Source organism: Candidatus Paceibacterota bacterium (assembly GCA_041666545.1).
Classification (GTDB): domain Bacteria; phylum Patescibacteriota; class Minisyncoccia; order Phycocordibacterales; family JBAYGS01; genus JBAYGS01.
The window spans coordinates 50,779-77,735 of the sequence record JBAYGS010000001.1 but is presented as its reverse complement, the minus strand read 5'-3'; the positions used below and the strand labels follow the sequence as shown (position 1 = coordinate 77,735).

Sequence of the window (26,957 nt, the reverse complement as noted above, 5' to 3'; positions counted from 1 at the left end):
GAGGTTAACCGCTCCTTCCTATTTATACAGGTTTGCTAGCTTTTGTCAAGCACCTGACTACTTCAAGTGCTTTTTCAAATATTTTCCGGTGTGGGACTTTTCATTTCTAGCGACCTCCTCTGGCGTGCCCTTGGCCACCACTTTGCCACCGGCTTGGCCACCCTCCGGACCGATATCGATAACATAATCAGCTGATTTAATAAAATCGATGTTGTGTTCAATGACCACTACAGTATTACCATGTTTCACCAGCTGATCCAAAATCTCAATTAACTTCTTCACATCTTCATAATGCAAGCCGATGGTCGGCTCATCCAAAAGATAAATAGTTTTCTGAAGGTGCGGTCGATAAAGCTCAGAAGAAATTTTTACTCTTTGTGCCTCGCCACCGGAAAGAGTTGTTGCAGACTGGCCGAGCTCGAGATAACCCAGACCAACCTCGTTTAAGGTTCTTAAGCGGTCAGAAATCGCCGGAATATCGTCAAAAAAATTCACGGCCTCCTCAACCGTCATCTGCAAAACATCGTAAATACTTTTCTTTTTGTACTTGATATCCAAAGTCTCCTTGGTAAAGCGCTTGCCTTGACAGACATCGCAGGGCACATAAACAGTCGGCAAAAAGTGCATCTCCACCGCGATTTCACCGTTGCCCTGGCAATTCTCGCAGCGCCCACCTTTCACATTAAATGAGAAGCGATTCGGCGCCCAGCCCCGCGCCCTGGCCTCCGCGGTCGAGGCAAACATGTCTCGGATAAAAGTAAAGGCTCCGGTGTAGGTAGCAGGATTGGACCTAGGTGTTCGACCAATTGGCGACTGGTCGATTAAAATGGTCCGGCCCACATATTCAGTGCCAGTAAACGAAGCGCAATTGAAAATTTCCGCCGTCCGATAGCGTCGCTCCAATTTGGCCTGCAAATTTTTGTGAACAATCTCATACATGAGAGACGACTTCCCTGAACCGGAAACTCCGGTAATCGCCACAAATCGACCAAGCGGGATATCGACATTCATCTTTTTGATATTAAAAATGTTGCCATCGCGAATAGACAATTTACCCTTATCTTGAGTGCGCCTCTTCTCCGGCGATTCGATTTGTTTGGTCCCACGCAGATAATCCAGAGTAAGCGACCCCGATGGGTTGGTTTTGGCCGTGATTAATTCGTCCAGAAAACCAGAAACAACAATTTCGCCCCCGTGCACGCCGGCACCTGGGCCAATATCGACAATATAATCAGAAGAGAAAATGGTATCCTCGTCGTGCTCGACCACAATAATCGTATTCCCGATGTCTCGCAGATGGAGCAGGGTTTTAATCAAGCGGTCATTGTCGCGTGAGTGGAGGCCGATGGTCGGCTCGTCCAACACATAAAGCGCGCCCACTAGGCCGGAACCAAGCTGTGAAGCCAGGCGAATGCGTTGCGCTTCCCCGCCGGAGAGAGTATGAGACCGCCGGTCGAGCGTTAAGTATTCAATGCCCACATCAATCATAAACTTAAGTCGAGCCTCAATTTCCTTAATGACCACTTTGGAAATTTCCATCTCGGTCTTGGTCAATTTAATCTTCTTGAAAAACTCGTCGGCCTCGGAAATCGATTGCGAGACCACTTCTACAATATTTTTCCCGCCCAGACGCACGTGCAAAGCCTCCTCACGCAGTCGCTTGCCCAAGCAAGCCTCACAAGGCTCATCACCAAAAAGATGTTTGGTGCCCAGGCCCTTACATTCCGGACACGCGCCGTAAGGTGAGTTGAAAGAAAAAAGGCGCGGCTCGATTTCCGGATAGGAATAACCGTCATACGGGCACATAAATTTTACCGACATCAGTTTTTCACCGGCCGGAGTAATCAAACGAAGTAAGCCCCCCGATTCCTCGATAGCCTTCTCAATCGCCTCACTCAACCGTTCCTTGGCCGAATCCGGCTTGCTTGCAAATTCACTCAAATAAATCTCGTCAACCAAGATATCAATATCGTGCTTTTTGTTCTTCGCTAAAATAATTTGCTCGCGGAGTTTTTTAACCACGCCGTCAACGCGCACCTTCTCATAACCCTTACCCAATAGATCATAGAGCAGTTGGTAGTACTCACCCTTTCGCCCAACCACCACCGGCGAGAAAATCTGGATTGACTCCGAATTGACCGCCACCCCCATCACCTCTTTACCCTTCACACTTTTATTCAAATCCAGAGCGTGACGCAGAGTCGTATCCAAAATCTCCTCGTTTGAAAGCCGGCTAATTGGCCGATCACAAAGCAGACAGTGTGGCTTACCGACCCTGGCAAAAAGCACTCGCAAATAATCATAAATTTCCGTGGTCGTGGCGACAGTTGAGCGCGGATTGTTGGAGCGAGACTTCTGGTCAATCGAAATCGCCGGCGAAAGGCCGATAATTTCATCGACATCCGGCTTTTGCATCTGGCGCAAAAACTGCCTCGCGTACGAGGAAAGCGACTCAACATATTTTCTCTGCCCCTCGGCAAAAATCGTATCAAAAGCCAATGATGACTTCCCCGAACCGGAAAGGCCGGTGAACGCGATCATTTTATTGCGAGGCATGGAAACCGTCACATCTTTTAGATTGTGGGTCCTTGCCCCCCTAACAATGATTTTCTGATCTTCTGATTTGTTTGGCATAATTTTAATTTAAAATTGAAAAGTAAAAGTGTAAAATGAAAATGTAAAATTTATAATATTACTCGACATGACATTATCTTAATTTGTAATTTTCCATTTTGAGATTTCCAATTTACATTTTGTTCTGCAGATAGCAGTCCGGCCCCAGGGACAAGCCCTAGGGTGATGGTGTGAATCATACTAGACAACACAGAAAAAGCAAATTAAAAACCTGCGGCACCGGCGCAGGTTCGTTGGATTTCTGATGCTCAGCCAGACCCCGTAGACAGGGAATTCAGCCTGATAGCCTCTAGGACGGTTAAGTCTTTGTCCGGCCACCATTCGGCAGGAAGCGCCCTGTGCCGCTCCTGAAACGTTCTTAGTCTATTAGACGGCTCCGACGCTTATCGGCTTTGCTGAGAGAGATGACCACGGACAACGGAAGGCCCGCACCCACGAATTCCTGAAGCACCGAAATGCTTCCCTCCGAAACGAAGGCTTCATCATTGATCCTTTTACATACTACTCAAAAATTACAGCAAGTCAACTCGAAATCAGAGTCTTCACTTAGACCAGAGTGACCCAGCGTAGGCCACGCCGACACAAGGCAATCTCTTGATTTGTCCTTCTGACAAAATCACCCCCAACCAATCACCCGCATTCACCAGTTGACACAGTGGCTCAAATCAGTATTGTTTCAATAGAAAATACTCAAAGAAAGGCTGTTATGGGTGCCAACACCACTAAGAACTCCAAATGGAATGATTCTGCGTTGAAAATCTATCGCGACCAGCTGACCGATGCGAGGTACGCCCCGGCCACCCAAGAGCAAATCGCGACATGGTCCCACCAGGCTGCAGCCGGCGACCTTGCCGCAAAACACAGAATGATCGAAACCAATTTGCGCCTTGCTGTCGTAATTGCCCTGGAATTCTCCGCCGGAAATTGTGCATGGCTCGACCTAATCCAGGAGAGCAATCTTGCCCTCACGCACTCGGTCGTACAATTTGAACCCGAAAAAGGCTTTCGGATTTCGACCTATGCGAAGCCGTGGATCATCAACCGATGTCGAAGCTTCATCCGAGCTCATGGGCGAAATGTGCGAATTCCAGTGTATATCTATGAAGCGGCGAGGCGATACTCCGAGGTCATCACGGAAGTCTGGCAGAAACTCGGACGAGCGCCGACCCACGATGAGATTGTCGAAAATGTCCCGGTTAGCCGAATGAAGTGGCTCCTGATGCTTGCCATTCTTCAGGGTGAGGATAGTCTCGACCAGGAAATCGCCGCGGCCAATTCTGACTCTGACGATTATCCTCATTATCCTTTGGACGGATACGACTTGGTCGCGGACCAGTCGACGCTGTCACCGTCAAGCCGATTAATTGCCAAGGAAGAATTTGTCGAGCTTTATTCTGGCTGGTTGCGGTTTAATACTGTGCTTGAATATCGGCGGGCCGAAGAACCCGAATCAGTTCGTCGACTTGAGCTTAAGGCGGGGCTCACAAATTCTGGAGTACCGACCACGCTTGAATATGTCGGGGAAACCTGCAACCCCGCCGTCACCCGAGAGGCAATCAGGATTTCCGTTCGAAATTCCTGGCGCAGACTGCACAGCCTTGGCTCGCCGTTCAAAAATGAAGACGACCTTATCGAGTCGAAAAATGCGCTTCAAGATTTGCTTGACATATTTACAGACAAGACAGAGGTTGAGGCGATGCAAATTGAGGCAATGAAAGCCCACGCGAGGTGGTACACAAAGTTTAAAGCGAAGCACTAATAGCAATCCCTACTGCCCGCCAACTCGGAGTTGGCGGGCTTTTAAATTAAAAACCACCTCTCTTGCGAGGGGTGGTGTGAAGTGTGGCAGAAATTCAGCTTGTCGTTATTGCCGATACAGAAGCTGCTGTCGGCTTGCGAAATGCCACGATTGTGATGATGGCGCAGAGAATGGTACAGACTCCGTAATAAAGTCGGTCTTCGACCGTCCAGGCTTTACCTCCCATACAGGAGAGACCATTAGCCAAAACATAGCCGAAGTAAATCATGGCCATCTGGCGATCCGGCCTAAGCCAAGCATTCCGAAGCTGCGGCAGTCCGGAGATAGCAACTGCAATCGTGCTAGCAACCGTGGTGGCCTTGGGGCCATTTAGATACCAGACGATGAGACAAACAACGACCATTGCCAAAATGCTACTTTCAAACCACGACCAATTAAATTGCCTCTTGTAGATCAGAGTACTGGTGACCAGTGTGCCACCGAAGCAGTAGCATGCCACAAGAGCAAAGTTGCCGTGCTGAATCACGGTAGCAACAAGCAGAATCACATCGAGCGCCACCCAGAGAATCCAGGTGGCGAAACTTTGCTCGACTGTGCCCTTCAAAATTCCCTTGACGAGCGGATAGTAAAGCAGGAGCGCGATCAGACTGCCGGCGCAGATCAGAATAAACTTGATGTCCACAAAATTCCTTTCCTTCTTGGCCGAGCACGCGAGTGCTTTAGCCTTGGTTTTTTCTAAAACAGTTCTCCTATAAATATACACATCTACAACCACTTGTCAAGGATTTGAAAATTAAAAAACCGCGGTCATCTTTCGACGACCGCGGTATGTAACGCGACTGGGCTAAGGTTTGATCGAGAGCGTGATGCTCTCGATGTTCACCTTACCGCCCACCCGGCTACTGTGCCGGACGCTCACCATCTCAAGCCCTTTGCCCTTCACTTCGGGGAAGGCTTTGCCAGCCGTGGCAATGGCCAAGATGAACTTGCCAACATCATCATGCAGGCCGCCGGAATTGCAGAACCGGCCTTCGGCCAATTCCCCGGTCGGCTGAACTTTCAGTTCTCCGGCCACTGTCTGGACCGTCAAATTCCCTATCGGAGACTGCACCACGAAGGTGTCGTCCGCAACAGGGGTGACTGATGCCGCTTCCACGGCCGACTGCCAGATGATGTGATTGGACCAACCGAAACTGGCCGCGGTCAGCACGACGGCGATAATCGCTGCACCGATGGCAAACGGGAACGGGTCCCGCCTAACCACCAGCCGGAAGCCGGCCTTTTCGATTGAGGCCGTGATGATCTTGCGATCGGCCTCGGTCCAGCAACCCCAACTGACGGGGCCGAGCCTAAGCGTCCGCCCCGAAATGTCGAAGCGCACACTAAGGCCAACCTGAACCACTCCATCCGCGGATTGGTAGGACATCCAGCCCTCGTTCCGCGAAAAATCGGAGAACGAGAAGGATTTCACCTGGAGACGGACCGCGCGCCCACCTGAGTAAACATGGAAGATACCTTTACCGGGAACCATCCAGGTGTTGTCGGTAAGCGTTTTGGCCTTTCGGGCGTCCTTTTCACTGAGGGTAATCATTCCGGCTGGGATTTTCCCGGCGATCGTTTGCGTACATGTAGGACTCACAATTTTCCTTTCGTTTTTGCTTTTTGATTTCGAACTTCTGTTTCAATTATAGCATTTCCTCATGCCATTGTCAATCTCTCCTAAACCGCTCTGTAAAGGCCTGAATTCTGGGCCGACACACGATTCCCCTACTCAAACAAACATCCCCCCCCGTTCCACTTTAGTCAAGTAAAGTGGAACGGCATTGATATTCAAAAATTAATTTTCAGCCCAAGACCCCTCTCGAAACCTAGGAAGCATAAACGGCGCGCGCCGCTACCAAAGTCCGTGGGTAGCGTTTATTTGGCGCAGTAGACAAATTATTTTCAATCATTTCCGCCGACCGAATTGTATCTTCCCAAATTTTTTCACCTGACGGGCCAAGTTCATTCAACCTTTCAATGAAAATTTTTCGATACTTTTTCACTCCCCCACCAACATCCAGATGAAACATATCGCCAAGACTTGGTGCAACATAACTTGGATAAATCGGTCGAGCTTTCTCATAGGCCACGAGATCATCAACGCTACTACCACGCGGTGGCCGACTATCTGCCCACCCCTTAACCTTTGCGTCATATTCCTCACGAGCTTTGTAAAAGGCGAGCAATCTTGCAATCTCCATATCTATCACTTTCTCCGAAATGGGTCGACTACGAATATGCTCGACATCCTTATCTTCAAGTCCGGTTCTTTCTCTAACACCCGCTCTAAATTCAAGAATATACTTTTTGGCAACCTCCTGAGTCAAATAGGTCTGGTTTAATGTGACACTGTTTTCGAGAACCTGCTCCTCCGAGATACCCTCCCCCTTCGCCACTTGAGCCGAATCAATATACAAATATCCATCAATGTCACTTCCTTCATGCGCCATGCCTTTGACCATCGAGCCAAACATGCAAAAGGAAAGTACTTCGGGAAATTTTTTTTGCATGTCAGCAACCTCGGCCTTCACTGCTTCGAGACGATTGGTTAAAAATTTTTCGCGAGACAAAACGAAACGCTTAGGACTTTCGTTTTCGGAACGCTTCTTAGATAGTGAAGCAATCTCCTCCGGACTATAACTTTTTTCATCCATTATTTTATTATAGCAAAATTATGGAATAATGATGTTGGACTTTAGTTAAGTAAGGTGGAAAGCCCTGTACCAGCCCAAGATTTATTGTCATTTCTACAAAAAATGCTATGCTCTCTGTGTTGTAGTTAGCTCTGTCTTTTCTCAATCCTTAACTACAAACTACCCACTACCAATCCCGACGTCGGAAGTCGGGACCCCGACCTTTGTCAGACAAAGCGTCGGGGCTAAATGCTGGCCCTATCGTCTAATGGTTAGGACACGGCCTTCGAGAGGTGAGGAATGGGTTGGGACCCATTCCGCAAGACCCTGACAGATATTTTTGAGTGTAATCACGAGAAAAATATCGACAGGGTGTACTGCTCCTGTAAGGAGGTAAATTCGGGGAAATTGTTTGCATTCAACAAAATATTGGCCCTATCGTCTAATGGTTAGGACACGGCCTTCTCAAGGCTGTAATCGGGGTTCGACTCCCCGTAGGGTCACATGACACAGAAAAGACTGAACTGCTTCAGTCTTTTCTGCTATATGTGAAGACGGAAGCATGTTTTTCTAGCAAGAAAAACAGCTGAGTCCGGGGCTGGAAAATTCACTTTCGACGGAAAATGAATTATTGTGGCCCACGCTATTCTGTACACGCTAGTGTTCCATTTTTTGTTTCTAGACTGTATCCTGTCGTAACGAAACCTCCCAAACATAGTAAAAATTTTTAGGGTCATGATCACCTATAGCATTAAGACGACGCAGATTAAGAGAAGTTTCAGATTCATAATAGCCGATTGTCTCCCAAACCGTCTCCATAAGTTTCCTGTAAAGAAATCCCCACTCAATTACCCTTCCATCAACATCAATCGCTTCTTCTCCCCATAAACCTGCCCCGCCTTTCCACCAAAACTGCCCGATTGGTTTGGGTAAATTAAAAATAATCATTAAGCCATTTTCATCCTTCATTTCATCCAGGCCGTATTCTATGGTTTTTGAAACAGCCCGATCTCCCCAAAACATCGAAAATTGCGCGAGATTCATTTCAGTCTTTTCCATGTAGGCCAAAATTGCCGGAGGAATGGGCGTAGTCGCCTTCTGCGTCTCAACTTCAGCCATAAGTGCGTCAAGTCGATTCTTTAAAAGTTTTTGCATATCTGCAGTAAAATCAGTGGCAACCTGTAACAACTCCATTCTTTCTGGTCCCTTCGCACTCTCGTTTAGACCAGTAAGATCGTATATATCGTTGGAATTCTGGAAGCCTTCTTCGCGACGAAATTTCCCAACCTGATTTTCTAGAGAATCCTTCATAAGCAAATTATACAGAAGCATGTTCAAATTACAACTTCTCTTCTACAGACGATTTTCCAACTAATGATGTGCTACCGTTCTAGATTTCGACCCCGCCCAGAACCTCTGATTTCCTTTATCAAACATGCTATACTCCCTAAGCACGCTGTTTTGTGAAGAAGGTGAAATTCCTTCGCTGTATGCGCAACGGTAAGCCAACATGGCAAGTCCGATCCAAAACAGGCAGGAGCAGGAAGCTCTCGTGCCCGCTCGCATAAAGCCCAATCATTTTGGAAACTTATGCGCCCGCATAGGTTTTTATTTTTTACAAAATGAAATCATTATTTAGTGCCATAAGTTTTCTGACTATCTTCCCTGCCAGCACACCTCGGACTGGTGACATGGAACATTTAAAATTTTCCTGGATTTGGTTCCCTCTCGTCGGATTATTAGTCGGTGCCGTAATTGGAACTGTTTTTGAAATCGCATATCTTTATTTACACCTGACAAAACTTGTCTCGGCTACACTGACCATCACAGCGTCGATCCTGATTACCCGAGGTTTTCACTACGATGGCCTGGCCGACACCGTCGATGGTTTATTTGGTGGGTCAAATAAGGAGGAACGTCTGAGGATAATGAAAGATTCTCACATCGGAAGCTTCGCAACTTTGGCCTTAATCTGCACGATTTTATTGCAGATACAATTTACCGCCAATATACCAATCTATCGGCTGGTTCCCACCCTCGGGGCCGTCGGCCTGTTCTCGCGACTTACGGTGCTTGGGCCGATGTTGTGGTCCCCTTATGCCAACGAGTTGAGCCTTGGTCGAGTATTTGAAAGAAGCCTTTTCCTTTACCTGATCGCCATTTTTTATAGTCTCTGGCTGGGGTATCTTTTGGTTGGCCAACAGGTAATCGGCGTAATTCTAATTACTTTCGGCACCGCCTTAGCAATCAGCTATCTTGCCAAGCGATTGCTGGGCGGTATTAATGGAGACATCTGTGGTTGCCTTATTGTAATTAGCGAATTGGTCGCTACAATTTATTTGTCACTCAATTAATTTCAAAACATCTTATGGCTAGCAAAATAAAAACGAGTAGGTCAGGTGCTCTTAGGCTTATTCTGGTCCGACACCCAGAGACCATCTGGCAGGATATCAAAAATCCGGAAAATAATAGTCATGACCATCGACTACTCGGCCAGACTGACATCGACCTAAGTAAGGAAGGTTTAACCCTGGCCCAAAAATTGGCCAAACATTTTAGTAAGCAAAAAATCGACCAAATTATCACCAGTCCGCTAAAGCGAGCTTACGCCACCGCAGAGATAATCGCCTCGGCTAATGGGGAGAGTTCGGCACAGTTCGAAAATGGCTTAAAGGAGATAAGCTTTGGCCTTTGCGAAGGGCTAACCTTTGGAGAGGTGGCCGACAAATTCCCTGAAGTTTATAAAGCATACCTATCACAAAGCGCCAGTATAACCTTCCCTGAAGGCGAATCATTCGGGTCGTTTCAAATCAGAGTCAGGAAATGGCTAAATAAATTTATCGCTAAAAATAAGAACCAGACTGTTTTAACTGTCGCTCATGGCGGGACAATCAGAATAATTCTTTGTGCCCTGCTTGGCTGGCCAACAAAATCATTTTGGCAGATTGGGCTCCACTATGGGAGCATTTCGATTGTCGAGGTTTATAAAAAGAGTCGCGTTATCGAATGTCTAAATTGTAAAATCTAAATTATGAAGAAACTGACTAAAATTATTTTTATTATCGGTGGTGCCGCGAGCGGCAAGTCTACCTACGCCCAACAGTTGGCGATAAAATCCGGTAAGCCCGTAACTCTGATTGCAACAGCCACCGCTTCAGATCCCGAGATGGCCAGCAAAATTGCCGCCCACCAAAAGGCCCGACCACGGTCCTGGCTTACGCTTGAGACACAGAACGAATCACTTTTCAAAATGATTAAACTAGCCAAAACTCCAGTGATAATTATTGATTGCCTCACGATGTTCGTCTCCACCCAAATGGTGATTAGTGGAAAAAACAAAGACCAAATATTAGTCCAGACTGAGTCAATTATTAAGGCTATCAAAAACCACAAGGCCTGTAAGAAATTTATTATTGTCTCAAATGAAGTTGGAAGTGGCCTGGTTCCCGACAGCAAGCAAAGTCGTGATTTTAGAGAAATCCTCGGTGCCGTCAACAAAAAATTTATGGCCGCGGCTCACCAAGGCATTTTGATGGTCGCCGGACAGCCACTACATGTAAAATAAAAAACTCGCTGCGACAACCTTGTCGAAGCGAGCTTACGAGAACCTTCTCTGGCACTATCGGCTCAATAAGCCGATGCGCCAACTTGATAGCAGACCGAGAAATGTGGCAAGGGCTAAAGTGAAAAATGTCCAGAGCGAGGTGTGACAGACGTAGAGGTATGTCATGCAGTGCCGACTCGACAACGCCTCGTACCAATGAAAATTCTTAAAGGCGCCGAGAAGCCAGCCGTCATTCACAAACAAATCATACTGGACACCGGCCCAGAAAAAGAGAAACCAGCAGGCAACCAGCGCCACGGGCAACACCAACACTTTGATGAGCTTCATACTAAGCCTTTCCTTTTATTTATTTTACTAACCCTAAATTCTGCTGGCATGATAGCACTTATAGCCGTAAAAGTCAAGCTTCCGGCAACTTTGGCTTAAAATATGGACAATTTTTAACCTTGACAATATATTTAAATCGTGTATAATTGTGACAGAATCGACTATGGAACGGATCAGCCCCAGTAAGGCTGGACGCAGCTCCTAGCGATAGAAAGGTCCTATGTCAGTTAATGTATACCTCAAGGAAAGTGTTCGCCAGTCCCCGCAGTTTAAGGTCAGAACTACCTCGGATGGCTCGACACTCCTCTGCTTTGACGGCATGAGCATCTTCAACGACAAGGGTCGTCTGCATGTCATGCTCAATGACACCGACATCGTCCCGCCGGCGCTTGATGAATTCGTCGCCGGGGTCAGCATGCATGTCCGCATTGCAGCCGAACGTACCAAGCGCGAACGTGGCATTTACCGGCACCAAGATGCCGAGGCCGAGGTCGAAATCGATGACGGCCCAGGAGGACGCCAAAATTTCCTCCTGATGGTCAAGGCAGAGAAGCTTGAGTCGGCCTGGGCGCTAGTCAGAATGATCAAAGCCGGCACCATTCGCCCGACGGAAAGCTTCGAAGGTGCCCAATCCGGCAAATCGCGGGCCGAGCTCGAAGTTGAGCTTACCCAAGCCGAGTGCCTGATCGGAGCGGCCACGACAACCAAACGGGCGCTTGAAACACAACTAAGGAAGGCGCAGGCCGATCTTCAGTTGGCCCAAGAGCGGGTCATGGCAGCCTACAAGCTCGCCACCGAACTCGCGAAGGAACCCTGGCCGTGGTGTTGCAAGAGCACCATGACCGAGCGGCTCCATAAGATACTTGGCGACGCCCCGGACACCACCGTCTGGTAGGCGCAAAAAATCACAGGCCCTTCGCGCAGCGCGAAGGGCCTTTTTATATCTGATTTGACAAATTCGAGACCTGGGCGTAGGCTGGAGGTAGTAGACACCAAGTGTATCAAGAGTATGGAGTGTAAAGGGCCTGGCCCGATCTCCATCGGCAACCCTTCCCCTTGGGAAACGGTGCCAATTCCAGCCCGCGTGTGCGGGAACGATACGCTAACTCCTAAGTTAGTTTATGGAATATCTCCCTGATACATCGCCTTTAACCGGCGGTGTTTTAGTTCATTGAAAGGATCATATGTTCTACCAAACGCTCAAAGGACAGGTCATAAATTTAAACCTGCTTACCCATTTGCAATTCAACCTTCTGGTTGGTGAGCTCAATCTTATTGGAATCCCGGAAATACTCTTCTTGAAAAATCCGAAGATAAGCTTGCGAAGTGCGAGAATGTCAAAGATTGCGTGCCGACATGACTCAAGCTTCGTCAAAGACGAGTGGCACCTCATGGTACGAAGGTTGCTACCCAGGGCAGAACAGCCAGATGTTCTCAATGGGCCATTAGCAGTCGTGATCGACGATTTGCTCACTCGAATCCGGATTGCTGAAGGCCGAGAAAAATTTCCGGCTAAATTGAAAGGAGTTCAACCTGCCAACCAAGAGCGCCTCAATATTCGTGATTTAGAACAGCAGGAACTTGGTGTCCGAATTGCCCTACTCACGCAAACCCTGAAAGCTCTTGGCTTCAATCAGTACCAGATTGTCTGCATCACCCAGCTTGAATTCATGGGAAGAGGTGGCCAGCATTCCGATTCGGTTCAACCGCTGGTTGCCAGGGCACTTCACAACTTCGCCCAGGTTGATGCGCGTCTAAACAAAGACCAGCGTCGAGCGCTCAGTCGTAAAATATCGGCCTTCAAAGTCGCCCCTCTCGACTGCTTAGACTTCAGATTGTTTGTCAAAAAGTATGGCTGGTTGATCTTGGCAATCGAATTCCACTGGCTGGAGTCCGACGGCTTGATTCCAATTTTACTTTTTGGAGATATCGCCGAACTCTGCCGGTTCAGACTGAAGACGGCAGACTTGGATCGAATTTTGGCTACGAGTCAGGTTCATTCCGAGAGTCATGGAACGAAATCTGGACGCCAAAGCAAGGAACTGAAACGGCGCGCTGCCAATAGTTGCTGGTATGACCATATTGCCTGCCAGCGCGGAGCCGGGGCAAGACAGGTCAAGACTGCTGATGATGCCGTACCACCTCAAGAAAAACTCCCGAGGCTTGTGGCAAAATACCTAGACCGAACGGAGATGTTACTCAAGGTGAAATCCTACTCCTGGCAACTACTGCCCATCATCGCCCGCTGGTTCGCCGCTTGCTCAGGTAAAAATCTGTCGATGGCGGAGATACTCGCACAAGTTAGAACCTGAGCAATTGCAGAATCAAGCCGCGACCTTCGGAAGGTCGCGGCTTTTAACTTTTCGCCTCTCCATTTCTATTCTAGTGTTTTGCAAAACACTAGAATAGAGGTTGAAGTAGTTCCAAACTGTTGAGCCGTAACAGAAGCTTGCTTTTTTGTGCCTTTGTGGTAATGTCACAAAAGAACAGGAACCTCAAAACACTGAGCATCAATGAAAAAATCCTTCAGATTGCCCACCTTAGCTGAGATTGAAAGCGCCTTTTTTTCAGCAATGTCAAAGGGTTATATTCAAAATCTTCCGCCGGAGCACACCCCCAAGATTCCCGGGCTCAAGACCGTTTCGATTGCTGTTGGAGATCTCTTGGTCATTGACTCGTGGGTCACAACACCAATTTCCAAGAAGAGTTCCGGTACCACCACAATCTCACACAGGAGGTGCCCGGTTTGGATCATGCACTACGGAGGCTGGTTTGAGGAGGATGTAGTACCCTTCCTGAAAGCGGCTCTTTACAGCGCCTACATGATTGAACGGAAATTTTACGGTGGTCGAGGCCCAGTCGTATTTGACTCGGCTGAATTCCCGAACTGGGTTTATCGAAACACAATCCTTCGGAATAGTTTTCAGCAATTTTCCGGACAGGAGGAGATTCATACCCGCACCGAGTGTTGCCTTGGGTATCACTGGTACCGAGGTATGTCTCTGCTCCCCTAGCCAGCATCCAAATCTCAAGCGCGGACATCCTGTCCGCGCTTTTATTGTTCCAATATTTTTCCAAACTTTTAAACTTCCAGCTTCTAAACTTTTAAACTAACGCTTTCCCCATTCCTCATCCTGCCTAACCAAAAGCTCCGCCCGTTTATCTGGCTCGGCCATAATTTCTTCAACAATTTTTTCCATACGCACACCTTGCGAGCCTTTTACTAAAATAACATCACCGGGAGCGAGCAGATTTTGAATCTCCTTGGCAGCGGAAATTGAGTCTTCAAATTGTAAAACTTTTCGCTCATTCAAACCGGCGGAAAGCGCGCCCTCGGCGAATCCCCTTGCCCTTACCCCGACAGTTATCAGCAGATCAGCATCCTTGGTCATGGCTCCGATTTCACGATGCTCGTCCGCCGAGTGTCTTCCGAGTTCGAGCATATCGCCCAGAACGGCAATCTTTCGACCGGCCACCTCCAAGCCGAACAAAGTCTCGAGGGCACTTTTGACGGCGACCGGCGAGGAATTATAACTATCATCAATAATCATTGTTTCCTTAATCCCAGAAATCAGACGCATTCGGCCAGGCGGGCTCTCGTGGTCGGTAATCGCCTCAGCAATTTCTGAAAGTTCCAGACCTTGCGAAACCCCGACAGCCGCGGCGGCGAGAATCGGGTAAGCCTGTTGAGTGCCGATTGTACCGGAGACATTAATTGGAAACGACCTAGCGTTAACTTTTAAGTCACCGCAAATTCCCTTCGGAAACTGAAAACGACCATAGCCGGCATAGCAAATTTTAATGTTGGCGGCCGAAACATTCGAATCCCCGGTCAAACCAAAAGTTGTCACCCGATTTTCTGACTTCTCGATAGCTTTAACGATATCTTCGTCATCACTGTTCGCGATAATCACTCCGTCACGGCTAAGCGAGCTGAGCAGAGACATTTTCTCCGCAATCAACTCCTCGCGAGATTTAAAGAATTCGATATGCACCGGCACTTTGCCAAAACGGGTAAAAACCACAACTTCAGTTTTCAGCCATTTGGCAACCTTCTGGATATCACCCGGTCGGTCGGCACCGACCTCGAGAACCAGCCACTCCGGATACGGCTTGCGACTCATTATCACCACCAAGCCTCTCAAAAGATTCCAGAGCCAGAGCCAAGGATTTGCCCAGGCATTTTGCAAGCCAAGAATCGTGAGCGGAATTCCGATTTCACTATTAAAACTTTTTTCACTGCGACGCACGAAAAACTTTTTTGCCAAGACACTGTAAACCGCATCCTTGGTGGAGGTCTTGCCAACACTGCCGGTCAAAGCGACAACCCTCGGACGAAATTTAGCCAAAACCAGTTTGGCCTCAAAAGTTAAAATGGCAACAATAATCGGTTTAAATAAATTCTTCATTGGAATTTGCTTCTTGGTGTTTGGAATTTCCAGATAGATAAACGTCGGACGTTTATCTATCTGGCGGGATTTCATAATAACTGATTAAAAATTTGGCGAGTTTGGAAAATGGCGCCGCCAAGGTTTGTGAAGCATACTCTACCCCTTGTGGCTCAAGCTGATAAAGAAAGACCAGAAATTTCGGGTCAAAGGCCGGAAAATAGCCAAAAAACGAGTGCAGGTATTTGTCTTCATAGTACCCTCCGCCGTTCGGATTTGCAATCTGGGCTGTACCAGTTTTGGCGGCGATGCTGTAGCGTGCCATCTTATACTTGCCCTCTCCCAGGGCCTTATCAAAAACCTGAACGAGCATCCGCGAAATGGTCTCGGAGGTATCCCGCTTTAAAACCTGCTTCGGCGGATCAAAGGTTAGAGTCTTGTCAAAACCAATTTTGTAGTTAATTTTCCTGACGAGATGAGGCGTGACCAAAACTCCGCCGTTTCCCAAAGCTGAAAGGGCACGCACAATTTCGATTGGCGTAAGCGCAATTCCCTGTCCAAACGAGGCAGTCGCCAGTGAAATGTCCTGTGGCTCCCCGGCAGTCAAATTGCCGATAAGTCCGCCGGTTTCGTTGGGCAGATCAATCCCGGTCTCCTCGTCGAAGCCATAGCTTTCAAAGTAATGTGGCAGGGCCTGCTTGCCAAGCTTCAGGGCAACGAATGTGGCTCCTATGTTGAGCGATTGATTTAAGACTTCCTGCATCGGCACGACCCCCCTCGCCTTACCATCAAAATTTTGAATTTTCCGGCCATTTAAAATTAAAAAGCCGGTATCATTATAGGTGGTGGTGGCGGTAATCACGCCGGCGTCCAAACCGGCGGCCAGCGTCAGCGGTTTCATGATCGAGCCCATCTCGTAGACATTCTCGACCAGAGGATTACTAAAAACATTAACATCGCTTTCGGCCCAGAAATAATTCAGATCAAAAGTCGGACTAATTCCCAGAGCGTAAATCTCACCGTTCTTCGGATTGATAATAATTCCACCAACCTCCTTCGAGCTCCAAGCGGTTTTGATATTTGTCAATTCACGCTCAAGAGTCGCCTGAACAGTCGGCTCGATTGTTGTGACGATGTCACCCTCCAGGCTTTTGCTATGCAAAAAAGTATCACGCAAATTTGAAAAAAGTTCGGCAAAAAAGTTGACGAAGGTCGAATCCGGCGATCGTACCAGATTATCTTGATAAAATCTTTCCAGGCCATAGCGACCAGCCAAAATGTCTCCTTGATAAGCAACGAATCCAATTTCCTGAGCAGCCAGGCTGTTGCCAGGATAAAAACGCCACTTGTCCTTATAAAAACCCAGACCTGGGATGCCCAACGCCTCCAACTTGGTGACATCCGCTTGAGAAATTTTCTTGGCAATCTCCTCGTAAGGGTCGCTCTTCCTAGCTGCGCTCGTAAAAAAAGTGTCGTGGTCGATTTCAATAATTGGCGAAATCTTTTGATAGACCTCATCGGCATTCTCAATCAACTTGGGATTAAAGTAGGCCGTAAAACCGGACTTCAGGGTGGCAGCGCTAATCAATCCGCCATCCTTGCCGGAAAAGAAAATTGACCCACGATCAAAGGTGTCGTTGGTCTGCTTCACATATTGGCCTTCAGCGCGAGACGCCAAGTCTGCACCGGAAACAACTTGCACCAAATAGAGCTTCACGGCAATCAAGCCTCCAACCAAAATGACCAATATTGATATTAAGCGAATCCTTGAGCTAGTTGGAACCCCCATTAGATTGATGACTCAAACGACAACCCACGGCCAAGGGTGGTTTTGGCCACATAAGCGACACTGTCGACATTCTGAAAGCCGAGTTTCTGGGCAAGCTCGACCGTGACCGTCTGATCTAGAGCGATAAATCTTGATTCCAAATCGGCGACCTCCCCATTTAGCTCCGATAACTGGGAGCTCATTTTCTCGCTGGCGACTGCGCTTTTGACCATATTATTGACCAGAAAGCCGTAAATTAAAAGCAGGCTAAGGATGCCGGCACCCAAAACCCAGATTAAATCCCTTATTAAAATATCACGATGAATTGCGTAAGTTCTCATATTAATTTCTCAATAATTCGGAGTTTGGCACTGCGAGATCTGGGGTTATTTTTGATTTCCTCATCGGTCGGTACAATCGGCTTTTTACTGATTGGAAGTCCCCTCTCGGCCTTGGCTAACTCTTTAAAATAATTTTTAACAATGCGGTCTTCTAAACTGTGGAAGGAAATTACCGCCAATCGTCCTCCCGTCATTAATTTTTCGAAACCTTTGATAAGCCCAAGTTTTAAATTATTCAGTTCGTCGTTTACGGCAATCCGCAAGGCTTGAAATGTTTTGGTGGCCGGATTGATTCGGCCATGGCGGTAAGATTTCGGAACCGCACTCTCGATGGCTGAAACCAGATCCAAGGTAGTAATAATCGGCCGACTCCTTCTCGCCTCAACAATCGCTTTGGCAATCTGTCGGCTATATCTTTCTTCGCCATACTCGTAAATCACTTTGGCCAACTCCGCTTCCGGCCAAGAGTTTACAATCTTAGCGGCGGTCAGATCTCCTTCTTCAGGCTCGGCTTTGAAAGTCATGAGCAGTGGCTCATTCTTTTGGAAACTGAAGCCGCGTCCGGAGGATTCAAACTGATTTGAGGAAAGGCCGATATCTAAAAGAATTTTGTCCACCGACGGAATGTTAAGGGCTGCAAGCGCGCTGTCCAGGTCTCGAAAATTTGACTGGTAGAGAACAAAGTCCGCTTTGGCCTCTTTGAGTCGTCCTTCAGACCGTGATAGTGCGTCTTGGTCTAAATCCAAACCGATAATTTTTACTTTCGGAAATCGTTTGGCGATTTCGAAGCTGTGTCCGGCCCCGCCAAGCGTACCGTCGAGAATGACATCACCCTCGTGAATATTGAGCCCATTGATGACTTCTTCAGTCAGAACAGATATATGAACGTTTGCCATTTGATCGTCAAATTAGAAAGCTCCAACTTCACCCAACTTCTCGGCCAAGAGATCACCTTGTTTCTCAATTCGCTTTTTGTAGTTGTCCCAGATGCCTTCATCCCAGATTTCAACTCGACTGGCCACACCGGCAAAAACAACCTTGGTTTTTAGTTTGGCAAAATCCTTCAAAAAATCCGGAATCAGGATACGGCCGATGGAATCAACGGCAGTTTCAATCGCACCAGAAAAAATGAATCGACTGAAACCTCGGGAGTCGGCCTGGCCCATGCCTAATTCGGAAAGCTTGCCGGAAATTTTCTGCCACTCTTTTTGCGGATAAAGAAAAAGACAATTATCAAGACCGCGAGTGATCACCACCTTTTTCCCCAACTCCCCTCGAAATTTCGAAGGGAGCGAAATTCTATTCTTCTCGTCGATACTGTGAAGGTATTCTCCGATCAGCATAGAATTTAGGTTAAGGTGTTAATGCCACTTCGTTTGACCGAAGCGGTCTCTCCACTTTGTTTTGCCTCAAACATTGGTCTCCAAAATATTCTTTCGAAACCAATGTTTGAGGGAATCAGCACTGGTTCAGTTTGCCGATTCCCACTTCTTCCCACTTAATGAATATTATATAGCACTTCTTCCCACATCACAACAGAGTTATCCACACTAATTGGTATATGGTATTAGGTATATGGTATATGGGAGGAAACAGAGCGGAGATAAGAAAAAACCGCACGGTTAAGTGCGGTTTGAAATATCCGAGTTAGGACCTAGCTGGCCTTCTTCCTCCATGTGGCCACAAAGTCAGTGGTAGTCGTAATTGCTACAGGCCTGCCAACCGACAGCTGGGCGACCGTACCCAAGTTCCGATAGAGTGTTGAACCTGGTTCGGCTGAAGCTATGCAACGGTTCACAAACTCTTGAACGCGATCCTTACCGATAAGGTTTTTCATGGCGTTGCTACACAATTCAAGGCGATTCAAATCCCTCGCCCCGGTAATCGCCATCGACAAACCAACAAGCAGCCTTTGGTGGAATTGGCTCGGAAATTGATTCTCCGCCAGCAGTTGCAAGGCCGTAGCCTTAAGGCCGAGCAAAACATTCTCCGGCCCGTCGAATGACACCTCTGTCGCGGCCTCACGGGTATTCAATACCTGAAAAATGATCTCGGCCAAAGCGGAGAAAACTTTTTCGTCAGCTTGGGGCACAACAGTCGGCTCTTCTGGAGTCGAACCCGGACTGACTTCCTCGAGAATTGCCACCCGAACCTTCTCGATATCAATAAGGCCGAGTTCCTTTAAAACCTTGGCCGCCACCCCCTCGCCCTCTCGGAGAATTCCCAAGAGAAGATGCCCGGTTCCGACAAGTTTGTGATCAAGACGCCTGGCCTCCTTCTCTGCCAACCGAATAACCTTTTTTGATCGTGGAGTGTAAGGCGCACCGCCAGGAATTTTCTGATCCGGTCCAGTGCCGATTGCGGCAAGGACAGCCAACTTTATTGCGTCGAGCGAAATACCAAACTTACCAAGGACGCTACAGGCTTTGCACTGACCAAGAATCACCATCCCCAAAATCAAATGCTCTGCCCCGATAAAGTTGTGGTTAAGCCTGTCGGCTTCCTTGCGGGCCAACGCCAATACCTGCTGGGCTCGTGGCGCAAACTGTATACCGTCAAACGGAGTTTCACTCATAATAACCTTTCAACTATCCTATACTCATTCTCCATAGATAACTGAATTTGTCAAATATAAAAGCCGCGCGTTGCGCGCGGCTTGGAAAAACCCTAAACCCTAGGGCGGAGGCCACTGGGAAACAAAGTTCACGCTGACCTGGACGGGTTTGCCGGTAATCAACTGCAAGGCGGTGCCCCACCGCTGATATTCGCCAGAACCAGGTCGCACTTTGGCAAAAGCGATATCAGCCATTTGAGCAGCCTTTTCGGCACCCAAAATTGCCACGAGAGCACGGATGCATTTCTCAATCCGATCAGTATTCGGCGCAGACGAAATCAACTTAGACAAGAGCAATTTCAGCCGCTCGTGGTAAATCGCGTGAATAAGCGAACCGTGCACGACCAAGAGTCGGAAAATCTCGTTGCACAAATCAGAAAAAGATTTATTGGCTAGACCAGAGAGTCGGATGAACGAATCTTCAGGCAAGTCCAAGATTTTCAGGGCAGAATACGCCAAGTCGCCGATATCCTTGGCCTGAAAAGTTTGCAAATCTCCCGCCGTCACCGATTGGGGTTGAGGACTAGACTGAATGACCTTGCGAATATCTTCAGCATGGGCAATGCTGAATTTTTTCAGCATCCGAGCCGCAACACAGTCACTTTCGGCCACCAGGGCCAAAAGCAAATGCTCCGTACCGACAAATTCCTGACCCAGACTCTTGGCTTCAGTCTCGGCCAATTTAAAAACCATTAAGACCCGGGGAGCAAAAACGGTAGCCGTGACCACCTTATCATCTGGTCCGTGGCCAATATGCTCGAAAGTGTGGGAATATAGTTCGCCGAGTACAACCCCTAACTTTTTCAGAATTTCGCAGGCGGTGTTATCACGCACAGCAATCAATCCCAGAAGCAGGTGCTCCGTCCCCACGCAGTCCTGTCCAAGATTACTCGCCTCCGACATGGCCTGCGCGATGACTTTTTGAGCCCGCGGGGTGAATTTAGTAGCCTCAATGCTCATTTTATCCCTTTCTTTTAGTGTTTTTTGAAGGAACCAACCTCAAATTATTATGCACGAAAAATTGATTTGGTCAACCAAAGGACCCGCAAAGTTCGACTTTGCGGGCTTGAATCTTCTGACTTCCAATTCTGCCAATCCTACTAACAAAAATCCGCCCTGCACTAATTTCTGCTATCGCAGAAATTAGTGCAGGGCGGATTTTGTCCGTTCTTGATTATTGTCTCTTGGTTATTGGTTATTGCTCGCTTCGAGCCCTGGTTATTGATGATTCTCCTTATATTCCTTCTTGCCTCAAATCCTCAATCGCTTTCTTGGCAGTTTTAGAAAGCTTAGTCGGCATGACAATTTTCACATTCAACAACAGGTCGCCGCGCCTATTGCCGTACGGCACGCCCTTGTTTCTCACTCTTAAAATTTCTCCGTGAGTAATGCCTTCCGGAATTTTTACGGACAAATTACCATCCAAGGTCGACACCTGGTATTCCGCCCCGAGCAAAGCATCTGAAAGCTTCACGCTAACATCCATCAGCAAATTGTTGCCCTCTTTAACAATAGACGAATGCGGCTTCACATGAACCTTGATATACAAATCGCCCGACGGCCCACCGGCAATCGCCTCACCGGCGCCGGAAAGTCTGACCGCCTCATCATCATTGATACCGGCGGGAATTTTTACATTGATCTCCTGCTCTTGTCTTAAAATTCCCTCACCACGACAATGTTCACATTTTTCTTTTGGCACTTTGCCTTTACCATGACAATTGCCACAGGTTTGAACCGTATTAAAAACTCCGATAAACGAGCGACGAGTCTCTTGCACCTTACCTTTACCACCACAAACTTCGCAGGTCTTCAATTCTGTGCCAGATTTGGCTCCAGAGCCTTTGCAGATATTACAGGTTGAATCCTTGGCCAAGGAAAACTTTTTATCAACTCCAAAAACCGACTCGGCGAAACTAATCTCGATATCAACCGAAATGTCCCGGCCGCGCTTGGTCCGACTTCGGCCACCACCGCCACCAAAAAAATCGCCGAACAAATCGCCCAGGTCGAAACCTTCAAACCCTTGGCCGCCATTCGCAAAACCGGAAAAATCAAAACCACCGGCGCCACCAAAACCGCCAAATCCACCACCTTGCCCTGGTCCGGCTCCGCCGGAAAAAGCTTGACCATAGGTGTCATACTGTGCCCTTTTTTGATCATCGGAAAGCACACCGTAAGCTTCGTTTATCTCTTTAAACTTAGCCTCGTTGCCACCCTTCTTGTCGGGGTGATGCTCATGTGCCAATTTCCGAAACGCTTTTTTGATGTCGTCCTTTGAGGCCTTTTTATCAACGCCTAATATTTCGTAATAATCTTTTTTCATATTGACATTTAATGTTTGCTATGCTATCACTATTTCTAGAACTTCGTCAACCGTATGACACCCCTTCGGATTAACACTATGAACCTGCGCCAATTAATCGGAAAGCTACTTCACAAGACCCGAGCCAGTGCCGCCAGATCAACACTTATCGAAATGCTGTCATTGCTCAAGGAATATCCAGACCAGCAAGAGACGGCGACACGGCGAAGAGTTGTCATGGCTATAATCCGCATCATTGAGGAATTCCCGAAAGAAATTTTTCTACACTCTGATCGATCAGCGAAAAGGCTTCCTGGGGCCACTCAGAACCAGTTCGGCTGGGTAATGCGACTGGTGGCCAACAAAGATTTCCCGGAAAGGGCGATGTTCGTTGGCTTTGTCGGCGACAAACCTGACGAAAGATTCGCGATCAAAATCCTTCTGGAGGCCGACCGCAACAGACCCAAACCCGTCTACGCCTACTCAATCGAAGTGACTGGAGAAGGAAGCAAGACGATTCTAAAGGCACTGGCCTTCCACGAGAGTAAGGATCAACTCAGCGAGGGAGGGCCATATGCGAGAGCCCATCAAATTGACGCCATTCTGAACGAACAGGAATCAGCGTCTCTCATCAGTGCCTTCATCAATCTGACCAGCACCGAAGACTAAGCCTTTCCCCTCCTCCACTCTCCCCACGACGAATGTCGCGGAGAGTAGGAAGAGGGGATTTTTTATTGTGACTGCGGAGAATACCCAGCCGCTCTGCGGCGGGGATGAGTCCGCAACGAGAATCATGCGTCGGCGGAGCCGACACTGCTACAACAAAGTTTGCCCCGTTGCCTCGCCCAATACCCCGCCGAGGTCTTCCGAGGGAACAGCCTTGCTGCGGGGATAGGACGAGGACAAATTTTATTTCTCTAACTACCCACTACTCACTACCCACTACTCACTTTTCTTCTCTTCCTTCACCTCCGCCTCGTGCACTTTCCCCTCCTTATTCTCGGCATTCGGCTGGGAATTTTCTTTCGCCGCCTTACTCATCGCTTCGCCAACTTTAGAAAGCTCGCCGGAGAGCGCCTCGGTCGCAGTTTTAATTGCTCCAAGATCAGCACCATCCTTCACACCCTTCAGAGCCGTGACTTTGTCCTCAACGGATTTCTTAACATCAGCCGGCACTTTATCGCCAGCATCCTTAAGCGACTTCTCGGCAGTGTAAATCAATTGCTCGGCAATATTTTTAGCTTCAACAGTTTCCTTTTTCTTCTTATCTTCTTCGCTATGAAGCTCGGCATCCTTTTTCATCTTTTCAATATCAGCATCAGTCAGACCGGAACGAGCTTCAATCTTAATCGACTGTTCCTTGCCCGTCGTCTTGTCCTTCGCCTTAACATTCAGGATACCGTTGGCATCAATGTCGAAAGTCACTTCAACTTGAGGCATGCCTCGTGGTGCCGGCGGAATCCCATCGAGAATAAATCGGCCGAGTGATTTGTTGTCAGAAGCCATCGCTCGTTCGCCCTGAACCACATTAATCTCAACTTGAGTTTGATTATCGGCCGCCGTCGAAAATACCTGCGACTTGGCCGCCGGAATGGTAGTGTTCTTCTCAATCAACTTGGTAGCGACTCCTCCCATAGTCTCAATTCCAAATGATAGCGGGATTACATCGAGTAAAAGTACATCCTTCACATCACCCTGCAAAATTCCACCCTGAATAGCGGCGCCAACCGCCACAACTTCATCCGGATTAACGCCCATGTGCAAGTCCTTGCCGAAAAATTCCTTCACCGCTTTCTGAATCATTGGCATCCTGGTCTGGCCACCAACCATCACGATTTCATTGATATCGGGAATTTTAAATGGTGAAGCTTCCATTGCCCGCTTGGTAATCATCATCGCTCGGTCGATAAATTCTCGAGCCAATTCTTCCAATTTGGCGCGAGTCATTTTCACCAGTAAGTGTCGAGGGCCGGAAGAATCTGAGGTCAAGAACGGAATGTTCACCTCGGTCTCAACCGCAGTCGAAAGCTCGATTTTGGCCTTCTCCGCCGCTTCATCAAGCCTCTGGAGAGCGAGGGCATCATTTCGCACATCAATTCCCGACTCCTTTTTAAACTCCTCGGCCAAAAAGTTAATAATTTTCTGGTCGATATCCTTGCCTCCCAAGTGCGAGTCACCATCAGTCGATTTTACTTCAATCACATCATCGCCGACTTCCAAAATAGAAATATCGAAGGTTCCGCCTCCGAAGTCGAAGACGGCGATTTTCTCATTTTTCTTTTTGTTGAAGCCATAGGCCAAAGCCGCCGCGGTCGGCTCGTTGATAATTCTTTTGACATCTAGGCCAGCAATTTTACCGGCATCTTTTGTAGCTTGTCGTTGTGAGTCGTTGAAATAGGCCGGCACGGTAATAATCGCTTCGGTGATTTTTTCACCCAAGCGCGCTTCGGCATCGGTCTTCAGCTTTTGCAGAATCATCGCCGAGACTTCTTCCGGTCGATACCACTTATCACTCATCTTCACTTCGATTCCGCCATTCTCGGATTTGCGAGTTTCAAATGGCGCCGTCTTGATATCTTTCTGCACCCCAGCATCATCGTAAGTGTGACCAATAAATCGCTTAATCGCGAAAATTGTGTTCTTCGGGTTTGTCACGCCCTGTCGCTTGGCCAAAAGACCGGCCAGTCGTTCGCCGCTTTTCGAGACTGCCACAATCGACGGAGTCGTCCGGACACCTTCGGCATTTTCCAAAATTCGTGGGCCACCAGATTCCATCACCGCCATTGCGGAGTAAGTTGTTCCCAAGTCGATTCCTAGTATTTTAGACATAGTTTTTTAAATAGATTAATGATTTAAGAATTAAGATTCATGATTAGATCCAACAGAAAAACACGGCTCAGCAATTCCCGATTTCATATCGTGAATCCTGAATCGTGAATCTAGATTCTACTCGACGGCGCTCGTGTTGGTTGACTCGTCAAAAAAAATAATTCAAAAAAAGGCGATTCGATTTCCTCATCAATAGCTTTCTCAACTTCCGGCAAAATCTCTTTTGTCTTCAGGCATGGAAGGCAGAGTATTTTTCCCCTCCTAATTCCTAATTCATTATTCCTAATTCCGCCCTCAATCGCTTCGATTGACAAAACCTTCACCCAAGGCTTTCCCTCGAATTCCATAACCAAAAACTTCACCCGCGCCAAAGTGCCAGTTTTAGTCCTTAAAACCCTCTCAAATACCTGGCCGGTCTGTTTTTGGGGCAAATTCATTGCCAAAATTATACCCTTTTTAGCCGATTTTGATAACTTGACAAAACCCCACAATTTGCTATAATACAGCCAGAAAACTTCAACCCAAAGAATACCATGTCAATAGGACACTATACCGCACTGATAATATCTCTAACAATCGGAATCCTGACCCTGACCACCGGCATCGTGTCGGCGACTGGATTCGTGAGAGTTTTGCTAATCGGGGTCGGCTCATTTAGTCTCGCACTCTCGATTGCCGCACTTGCGAGCCACATTATCGCCGCCATCGAGGCAAACAAGCCGAAGTGACGGTCAGTCGCTGACACGAACATCAAAACAGCGAGGTGCTCCCCCGCTGTTTTTTACTTGACAACTCTAGAGATTGTGCTAACTTGGATTCAGAAGCAGAAAGGAAAAATATGAACAAGACCCTTCGCAAGATTGAAACCATTAAAACCCCCTGTTCAGGTCTACGCTGCAACCACAAACTCTGCAACAAGCCACTGAAAGAAGGACAAGAAATCTCTTTTCTACCTGCGGCCGGCCGCAACGGCCAGGCGCGGCATTTCTGCAATCCGAGGTGTTTTGAGAACTGGAACACACACTGAACTAGCGGAGAAAAAGTAAACCGCAAATTCCGCCAAGCCAACCCTCCCGGTTGGTTTTTCTTTTCTCCCAACTACTCACTACCCACTACTCACTCCTCTTCCCGCCCAACTTCAAAACTTCTCAACTTCTAAACTTTCCTCTCTCCCACCTTCACCCTTGCCGCCTTCACCACCCGCCCATTAATCTCATAGCCCTTGCTTATAACCTCAACAATTTTATGATCTTGGCTTTTATCCTCCACCGGCACCGATTCAATCGCTTCGTGATTGGTATGGTCGTATTCATCTCCCACTCTCGGACTGATTGATTTCAAATGATTCTTTTCCAAAATTGAGTGGAGCTGTGAGTGGATATATTCAACTCCGACTCGCCAATTCTTATCCGCCTTCTCCCAAGCAACTTTGTTGGAAAAAGCCATTTCAAAACTGTCTAGAACCGGAATCAATTCCTCGATCAAGCCGAGATTGGCAAATTTAATAAAATCGCGATTGGATTTTTCCTGGTCTTTTCTGTAATTGATAAAATCGGCTTTTGACCTCTGCCAACCATCCAAATATTCGCTTTTCTCTTTCTCACAAGCAGAAAGTTTATCTTTTAGCTTTTTAAGTTTGGCTGGTAGGTCGACATGAGCCTCTTCGGTGTCCTCAAAAACCACATCGTCGGATGTTTCTTCGGGCGGAACCGTTTTATTATCTTTCAAGTCTTTTTCGTCTTGCATAGTGGA

The 26,957-nt window shown here is 47.7% G+C and carries 26 protein-coding genes, 1 tRNA gene and 2 riboswitches; of the genes, 9 read left to right on the top strand and 18 right to left on the bottom strand.

Features of this window, described 5'->3' with window-relative positions; all coding sequences use genetic code 11:
* Nucleotides 1-57 precede the first annotated feature (57 nt).
* The gene (uvrA, locus tag WCT25_00395; protein ID MFA6535874.1) at nucleotides 58-2,634 is read right to left on the bottom strand and encodes an excinuclease ABC subunit UvrA; all 2,577 of its coding nucleotides are present in this window, start codon (nucleotides 2,632-2,634) and stop codon (nucleotides 58-60) included.
* A 706-nt stretch (nucleotides 2,635-3,340) separates the two neighbouring features.
* On the opposite strand from uvrA, the gene WCT25_00390 reads away from it, so the two are divergent.
* Nucleotides 3,341-4,393 carry a sigma factor gene (locus tag WCT25_00390; protein ID MFA6535873.1) on the top strand — a complete coding sequence of 351 codons (1,053 nt, stop codon included), beginning with the start codon at nucleotides 3,341-3,343 and terminating at the stop codon, nucleotides 4,391-4,393.
* Nucleotides 4,394-4,487: 94 nt separating this feature from the next.
* Here the strand turns inward: WCT25_00390 and WCT25_00385 are convergent, their stop codons facing one another.
* From WCT25_00385 to WCT25_00375, 3 genes are all read right to left on the bottom strand, one after another.
* A complete protein-coding gene (locus tag WCT25_00385; GenBank protein ID MFA6535872.1) occupies nucleotides 4,488-5,075 on the bottom strand; it encodes a hypothetical protein in 588 nt (195 codons plus the stop codon).
* 162 nt (nucleotides 5,076-5,237) lie between these two features.
* Nucleotides 5,238-5,984 (bottom strand): hypothetical protein, encoded by a 747-nt coding sequence (locus WCT25_00380; protein ID MFA6535871.1) that lies wholly within the window; start codon nucleotides 5,982-5,984, stop codon nucleotides 5,238-5,240.
* 277 nt (nucleotides 5,985-6,261) lie between these two features.
* A complete protein-coding gene (locus WCT25_00375) occupies nucleotides 6,262-7,089 on the bottom strand; it encodes a nucleotidyltransferase domain-containing protein (protein MFA6535870.1) in 828 nt (275 codons plus the stop codon).
* A gap of 410 nt (nucleotides 7,090-7,499) precedes the next feature.
* Between WCT25_00375 and WCT25_00370 the strand changes: the two genes are divergently transcribed.
* A tRNA-Glu gene (locus WCT25_00370) sits at nucleotides 7,500-7,571 on the top strand.
* 175 nt (nucleotides 7,572-7,746) lie between these two features.
* On the opposite strand, the gene WCT25_00365 is transcribed toward WCT25_00370, so the two are convergent.
* Nucleotides 7,747-8,379, bottom strand: a complete 633-nt coding sequence (locus WCT25_00365; GenBank protein MFA6535869.1) for a hypothetical protein — start codon at nucleotides 8,377-8,379, stop codon at nucleotides 7,747-7,749.
* A gap of 108 nt (nucleotides 8,380-8,487) precedes the next feature.
* Nucleotides 8,488-8,621: riboswitch (cobalamin riboswitch) on the top strand.
* A 69-nt stretch (nucleotides 8,622-8,690) separates the two neighbouring features.
* On the opposite strand from WCT25_00365, the gene WCT25_00360 reads away from it, so the two are divergent.
* Genes WCT25_00360 through WCT25_00350 form a run of 3 tightly spaced genes read left to right on the top strand, consistent with a single transcriptional unit; the run spans nucleotide 8,691 to nucleotide 10,633 of the window.
* Nucleotides 8,691-9,422 (top strand): adenosylcobinamide-GDP ribazoletransferase, encoded by a 732-nt coding sequence (locus WCT25_00360; protein ID MFA6535868.1) that lies wholly within the window; start codon nucleotides 8,691-8,693, stop codon nucleotides 9,420-9,422.
* Between the two features lie 14 nt (nucleotides 9,423-9,436).
* A complete protein-coding gene (locus tag WCT25_00355) occupies nucleotides 9,437-10,096 on the top strand; it encodes a histidine phosphatase family protein (protein ID MFA6535867.1) in 660 nt (219 codons plus the stop codon).
* Nucleotides 10,097-10,099: 3 nt separating this feature from the next.
* Complete coding sequence (locus tag WCT25_00350) at nucleotides 10,100-10,633, top strand: bifunctional adenosylcobinamide kinase/adenosylcobinamide-phosphate guanylyltransferase (protein MFA6535866.1); 534 nt, start codon at nucleotides 10,100-10,102, stop codon at nucleotides 10,631-10,633.
* Between the two features lie 54 nt (nucleotides 10,634-10,687).
* Here WCT25_00350 and WCT25_00345 read toward each other — a convergent pair whose 3' ends face one another.
* Nucleotides 10,688-10,960, bottom strand: a complete 273-nt coding sequence (locus WCT25_00345; GenBank protein MFA6535865.1) for a hypothetical protein — start codon at nucleotides 10,958-10,960, stop codon at nucleotides 10,688-10,690.
* A gap of 220 nt (nucleotides 10,961-11,180) precedes the next feature.
* Between WCT25_00345 and WCT25_00340 the strand changes: the two genes are divergently transcribed.
* The 3 genes from WCT25_00340 to WCT25_00330 all read left to right on the top strand — a co-directional run bounded on the left by WCT25_00340 (nucleotide 11,181) and on the right by WCT25_00330 (nucleotide 13,974).
* Nucleotides 11,181-11,855: a hypothetical protein gene (locus WCT25_00340; GenBank protein MFA6535864.1), complete on the top strand. Its 675-nt coding sequence runs from the start codon at nucleotides 11,181-11,183 to the stop codon at nucleotides 11,853-11,855.
* Nucleotides 11,856-11,955: 100 nt separating this feature from the next.
* Nucleotides 11,956-12,064: riboswitch (SAM riboswitch) on the top strand.
* A gap of 80 nt (nucleotides 12,065-12,144) precedes the next feature.
* Nucleotides 12,145-13,272, top strand: coding sequence for a hypothetical protein (locus tag WCT25_00335; GenBank protein ID MFA6535863.1), 1,128 nt, complete (start codon nucleotides 12,145-12,147; stop codon nucleotides 13,270-13,272).
* 201 nt (nucleotides 13,273-13,473) lie between these two features.
* Nucleotides 13,474-13,974 carry a hypothetical protein gene (locus WCT25_00330; GenBank protein ID MFA6535862.1) on the top strand — a complete coding sequence of 167 codons (501 nt, stop codon included), beginning with the start codon at nucleotides 13,474-13,476 and terminating at the stop codon, nucleotides 13,972-13,974.
* Nucleotides 13,975-14,070: 96 nt separating this feature from the next.
* On the opposite strand, the gene murF is transcribed toward WCT25_00330, so the two are convergent.
* From murF to dnaJ, 8 genes are all read right to left on the bottom strand, one after another.
* Nucleotides 14,071-15,444 (bottom strand): UDP-N-acetylmuramoyl-tripeptide--D-alanyl-D-alanine ligase, encoded by a 1,374-nt coding sequence (gene murF / locus WCT25_00325; GenBank protein ID MFA6535861.1) that lies wholly within the window; start codon nucleotides 15,442-15,444, stop codon nucleotides 14,071-14,073.
* The gene (locus WCT25_00320) at nucleotides 15,422-17,137 is read right to left on the bottom strand and encodes a penicillin-binding protein 2 (GenBank protein ID MFA6535860.1); all 1,716 of its coding nucleotides are present in this window, start codon (nucleotides 17,135-17,137) and stop codon (nucleotides 15,422-15,424) included. The genes murF and WCT25_00320 overlap by 23 nt, the downstream gene beginning before the upstream one ends.
* Nucleotides 17,137-17,457, bottom strand: coding sequence for a hypothetical protein (locus tag WCT25_00315; protein ID MFA6535859.1), 321 nt, complete (start codon nucleotides 17,455-17,457; stop codon nucleotides 17,137-17,139). The genes WCT25_00320 and WCT25_00315 overlap by 1 nt, the downstream gene beginning before the upstream one ends.
* A complete protein-coding gene (gene rsmH, locus WCT25_00310) occupies nucleotides 17,454-18,353 on the bottom strand; it encodes a 16S rRNA (cytosine(1402)-N(4))-methyltransferase RsmH (GenBank protein ID MFA6535858.1) in 900 nt (299 codons plus the stop codon). The genes WCT25_00315 and rsmH overlap by 4 nt, the downstream gene beginning before the upstream one ends.
* A gap of 12 nt (nucleotides 18,354-18,365) precedes the next feature.
* Nucleotides 18,366-18,800 carry a division/cell wall cluster transcriptional repressor MraZ gene (gene mraZ, locus WCT25_00305; protein ID MFA6535857.1) on the bottom strand — a complete coding sequence of 145 codons (435 nt, stop codon included), beginning with the start codon at nucleotides 18,798-18,800 and terminating at the stop codon, nucleotides 18,366-18,368.
* Nucleotides 18,801-19,111: 311 nt separating this feature from the next.
* On the bottom strand, nucleotides 19,112-20,032 hold the full coding sequence (locus tag WCT25_00300; GenBank protein ID MFA6535856.1) for a Clp protease N-terminal domain-containing protein: 921 nt from the start codon (nucleotides 20,030-20,032) through the stop codon (nucleotides 19,112-19,114).
* A gap of 99 nt (nucleotides 20,033-20,131) precedes the next feature.
* Entirely contained in the window at nucleotides 20,132-21,031 is a 900-nt protein-coding gene (locus tag WCT25_00295) for a Clp protease N-terminal domain-containing protein (GenBank protein ID MFA6535855.1), read from the bottom strand.
* Between the two features lie 274 nt (nucleotides 21,032-21,305).
* Complete coding sequence (gene dnaJ / locus WCT25_00290; GenBank protein MFA6535854.1) at nucleotides 21,306-22,397, bottom strand: molecular chaperone DnaJ; 1,092 nt, start codon at nucleotides 22,395-22,397, stop codon at nucleotides 21,306-21,308.
* 78 nt (nucleotides 22,398-22,475) lie between these two features.
* On the opposite strand from dnaJ, the gene WCT25_00285 reads away from it, so the two are divergent.
* On the top strand, nucleotides 22,476-23,045 hold the full coding sequence (locus WCT25_00285; protein ID MFA6535853.1) for a hypothetical protein: 570 nt from the start codon (nucleotides 22,476-22,478) through the stop codon (nucleotides 23,043-23,045).
* Between the two features lie 273 nt (nucleotides 23,046-23,318).
* Here WCT25_00285 and dnaK read toward each other — a convergent pair whose 3' ends face one another.
* The 4 genes from dnaK to WCT25_00265 all read right to left on the bottom strand — a co-directional run bounded on the left by dnaK (nucleotide 23,319) and on the right by WCT25_00265 (nucleotide 26,951).
* Nucleotides 23,319-25,205, bottom strand: a complete 1,887-nt coding sequence (dnaK, locus tag WCT25_00280; GenBank protein MFA6535852.1) for a molecular chaperone DnaK — start codon at nucleotides 25,203-25,205, stop codon at nucleotides 23,319-23,321.
* 110 nt (nucleotides 25,206-25,315) lie between these two features.
* Complete coding sequence (locus tag WCT25_00275; protein MFA6535851.1) at nucleotides 25,316-25,642, bottom strand: hypothetical protein; 327 nt, start codon at nucleotides 25,640-25,642, stop codon at nucleotides 25,316-25,318.
* A gap of 110 nt (nucleotides 25,643-25,752) precedes the next feature.
* Entirely contained in the window at nucleotides 25,753-25,950 is a 198-nt protein-coding gene (locus WCT25_00270; GenBank protein MFA6535850.1) for a hypothetical protein, read from the bottom strand.
* A 410-nt stretch (nucleotides 25,951-26,360) separates the two neighbouring features.
* On the bottom strand, nucleotides 26,361-26,951 hold the full coding sequence (locus WCT25_00265; protein ID MFA6535849.1) for a nucleotide exchange factor GrpE: 591 nt from the start codon (nucleotides 26,949-26,951) through the stop codon (nucleotides 26,361-26,363).
* Nucleotides 26,952-26,957: the final 6 nt, after the last annotated feature.

Bases quoted from the DNA above. Each gene is read 5' to 3' on its own strand.
- rsmH (MFA6535858.1), bottom strand. From the start codon at position 18,353: ATGGCAAACGTTCATATATCTGTTCTGACTGAAGAAGTCATCAATGGG.
- WCT25_00360 (MFA6535868.1), top strand. From the start codon at position 8,691: ATGAAATCATTATTTAGTGCCATAAGTTTTCTGACTATCTTCCCTGCC.
- WCT25_00345 (MFA6535865.1), bottom strand. From the start codon at position 10,960: ATGAAGCTCATCAAAGTGTTGGTGTTGCCCGTGGCGCTGGTTGCCTGC.
- WCT25_00330 (MFA6535862.1), top strand. From the start codon at position 13,474: ATGAAAAAATCCTTCAGATTGCCCACCTTAGCTGAGATTGAAAGCGCC.
- dnaK (MFA6535852.1), bottom strand. From the start codon at position 25,205: ATGTCTAAAATACTAGGAATCGACTTGGGAACAACTTACTCCGCAATG.
- WCT25_00295 (MFA6535855.1), bottom strand. From the start codon at position 21,031: ATGAGCATTGAGGCTACTAAATTCACCCCGCGGGCTCAAAAAGTCATC.
- WCT25_00355 (MFA6535867.1), top strand. From the start codon at position 9,437: ATGGCTAGCAAAATAAAAACGAGTAGGTCAGGTGCTCTTAGGCTTATT.
- WCT25_00380 (MFA6535871.1), bottom strand. From the start codon at position 5,984: ATGATTACCCTCAGTGAAAAGGACGCCCGAAAGGCCAAAACGCTTACC.
- WCT25_00275 (MFA6535851.1), bottom strand. From the start codon at position 25,642: ATGAATTTGCCCCAAAAACAGACCGGCCAGGTATTTGAGAGGGTTTTA.
- WCT25_00315 (MFA6535859.1), bottom strand. From the start codon at position 17,457: ATGAGAACTTACGCAATTCATCGTGATATTTTAATAAGGGATTTAATC.
- WCT25_00285 (MFA6535853.1), top strand. From the start codon at position 22,476: ATGAACCTGCGCCAATTAATCGGAAAGCTACTTCACAAGACCCGAGCC.
- WCT25_00350 (MFA6535866.1), top strand. From the start codon at position 10,100: ATGAAGAAACTGACTAAAATTATTTTTATTATCGGTGGTGCCGCGAGC.
- uvrA (MFA6535874.1), bottom strand. From the start codon at position 2,634: ATGCCAAACAAATCAGAAGATCAGAAAATCATTGTTAGGGGGGCAAGG.
- WCT25_00365 (MFA6535869.1), bottom strand. From the start codon at position 8,379: ATGAAGGATTCTCTAGAAAATCAGGTTGGGAAATTTCGTCGCGAAGAA.
- WCT25_00335 (MFA6535863.1), top strand. From the start codon at position 12,145: ATGTTCTACCAAACGCTCAAAGGACAGGTCATAAATTTAAACCTGCTT.
- murF (MFA6535861.1), bottom strand. From the start codon at position 15,444: ATGAAATCCCGCCAGATAGATAAACGTCCGACGTTTATCTATCTGGAA.
- WCT25_00265 (MFA6535849.1), bottom strand. From the start codon at position 26,951: ATGCAAGACGAAAAAGACTTGAAAGATAATAAAACGGTTCCGCCCGAA.
- WCT25_00375 (MFA6535870.1), bottom strand. From the start codon at position 7,089: ATGGATGAAAAAAGTTATAGTCCGGAGGAGATTGCTTCACTATCTAAG.
- dnaJ (MFA6535854.1), bottom strand. From the start codon at position 22,397: ATGAAAAAAGATTATTACGAAATATTAGGCGTTGATAAAAAGGCCTCA.
- mraZ (MFA6535857.1), bottom strand. From the start codon at position 18,800: ATGCTGATCGGAGAATACCTTCACAGTATCGACGAGAAGAATAGAATT.
- WCT25_00390 (MFA6535873.1), top strand. From the start codon at position 3,341: ATGGGTGCCAACACCACTAAGAACTCCAAATGGAATGATTCTGCGTTG.
- WCT25_00300 (MFA6535856.1), bottom strand. From the start codon at position 20,032: ATGAGTGAAACTCCGTTTGACGGTATACAGTTTGCGCCACGAGCCCAG.
- WCT25_00320 (MFA6535860.1), bottom strand. From the start codon at position 17,137: ATGGGGGTTCCAACTAGCTCAAGGATTCGCTTAATATCAATATTGGTC.
- WCT25_00340 (MFA6535864.1), top strand. From the start codon at position 11,181: ATGTCAGTTAATGTATACCTCAAGGAAAGTGTTCGCCAGTCCCCGCAG.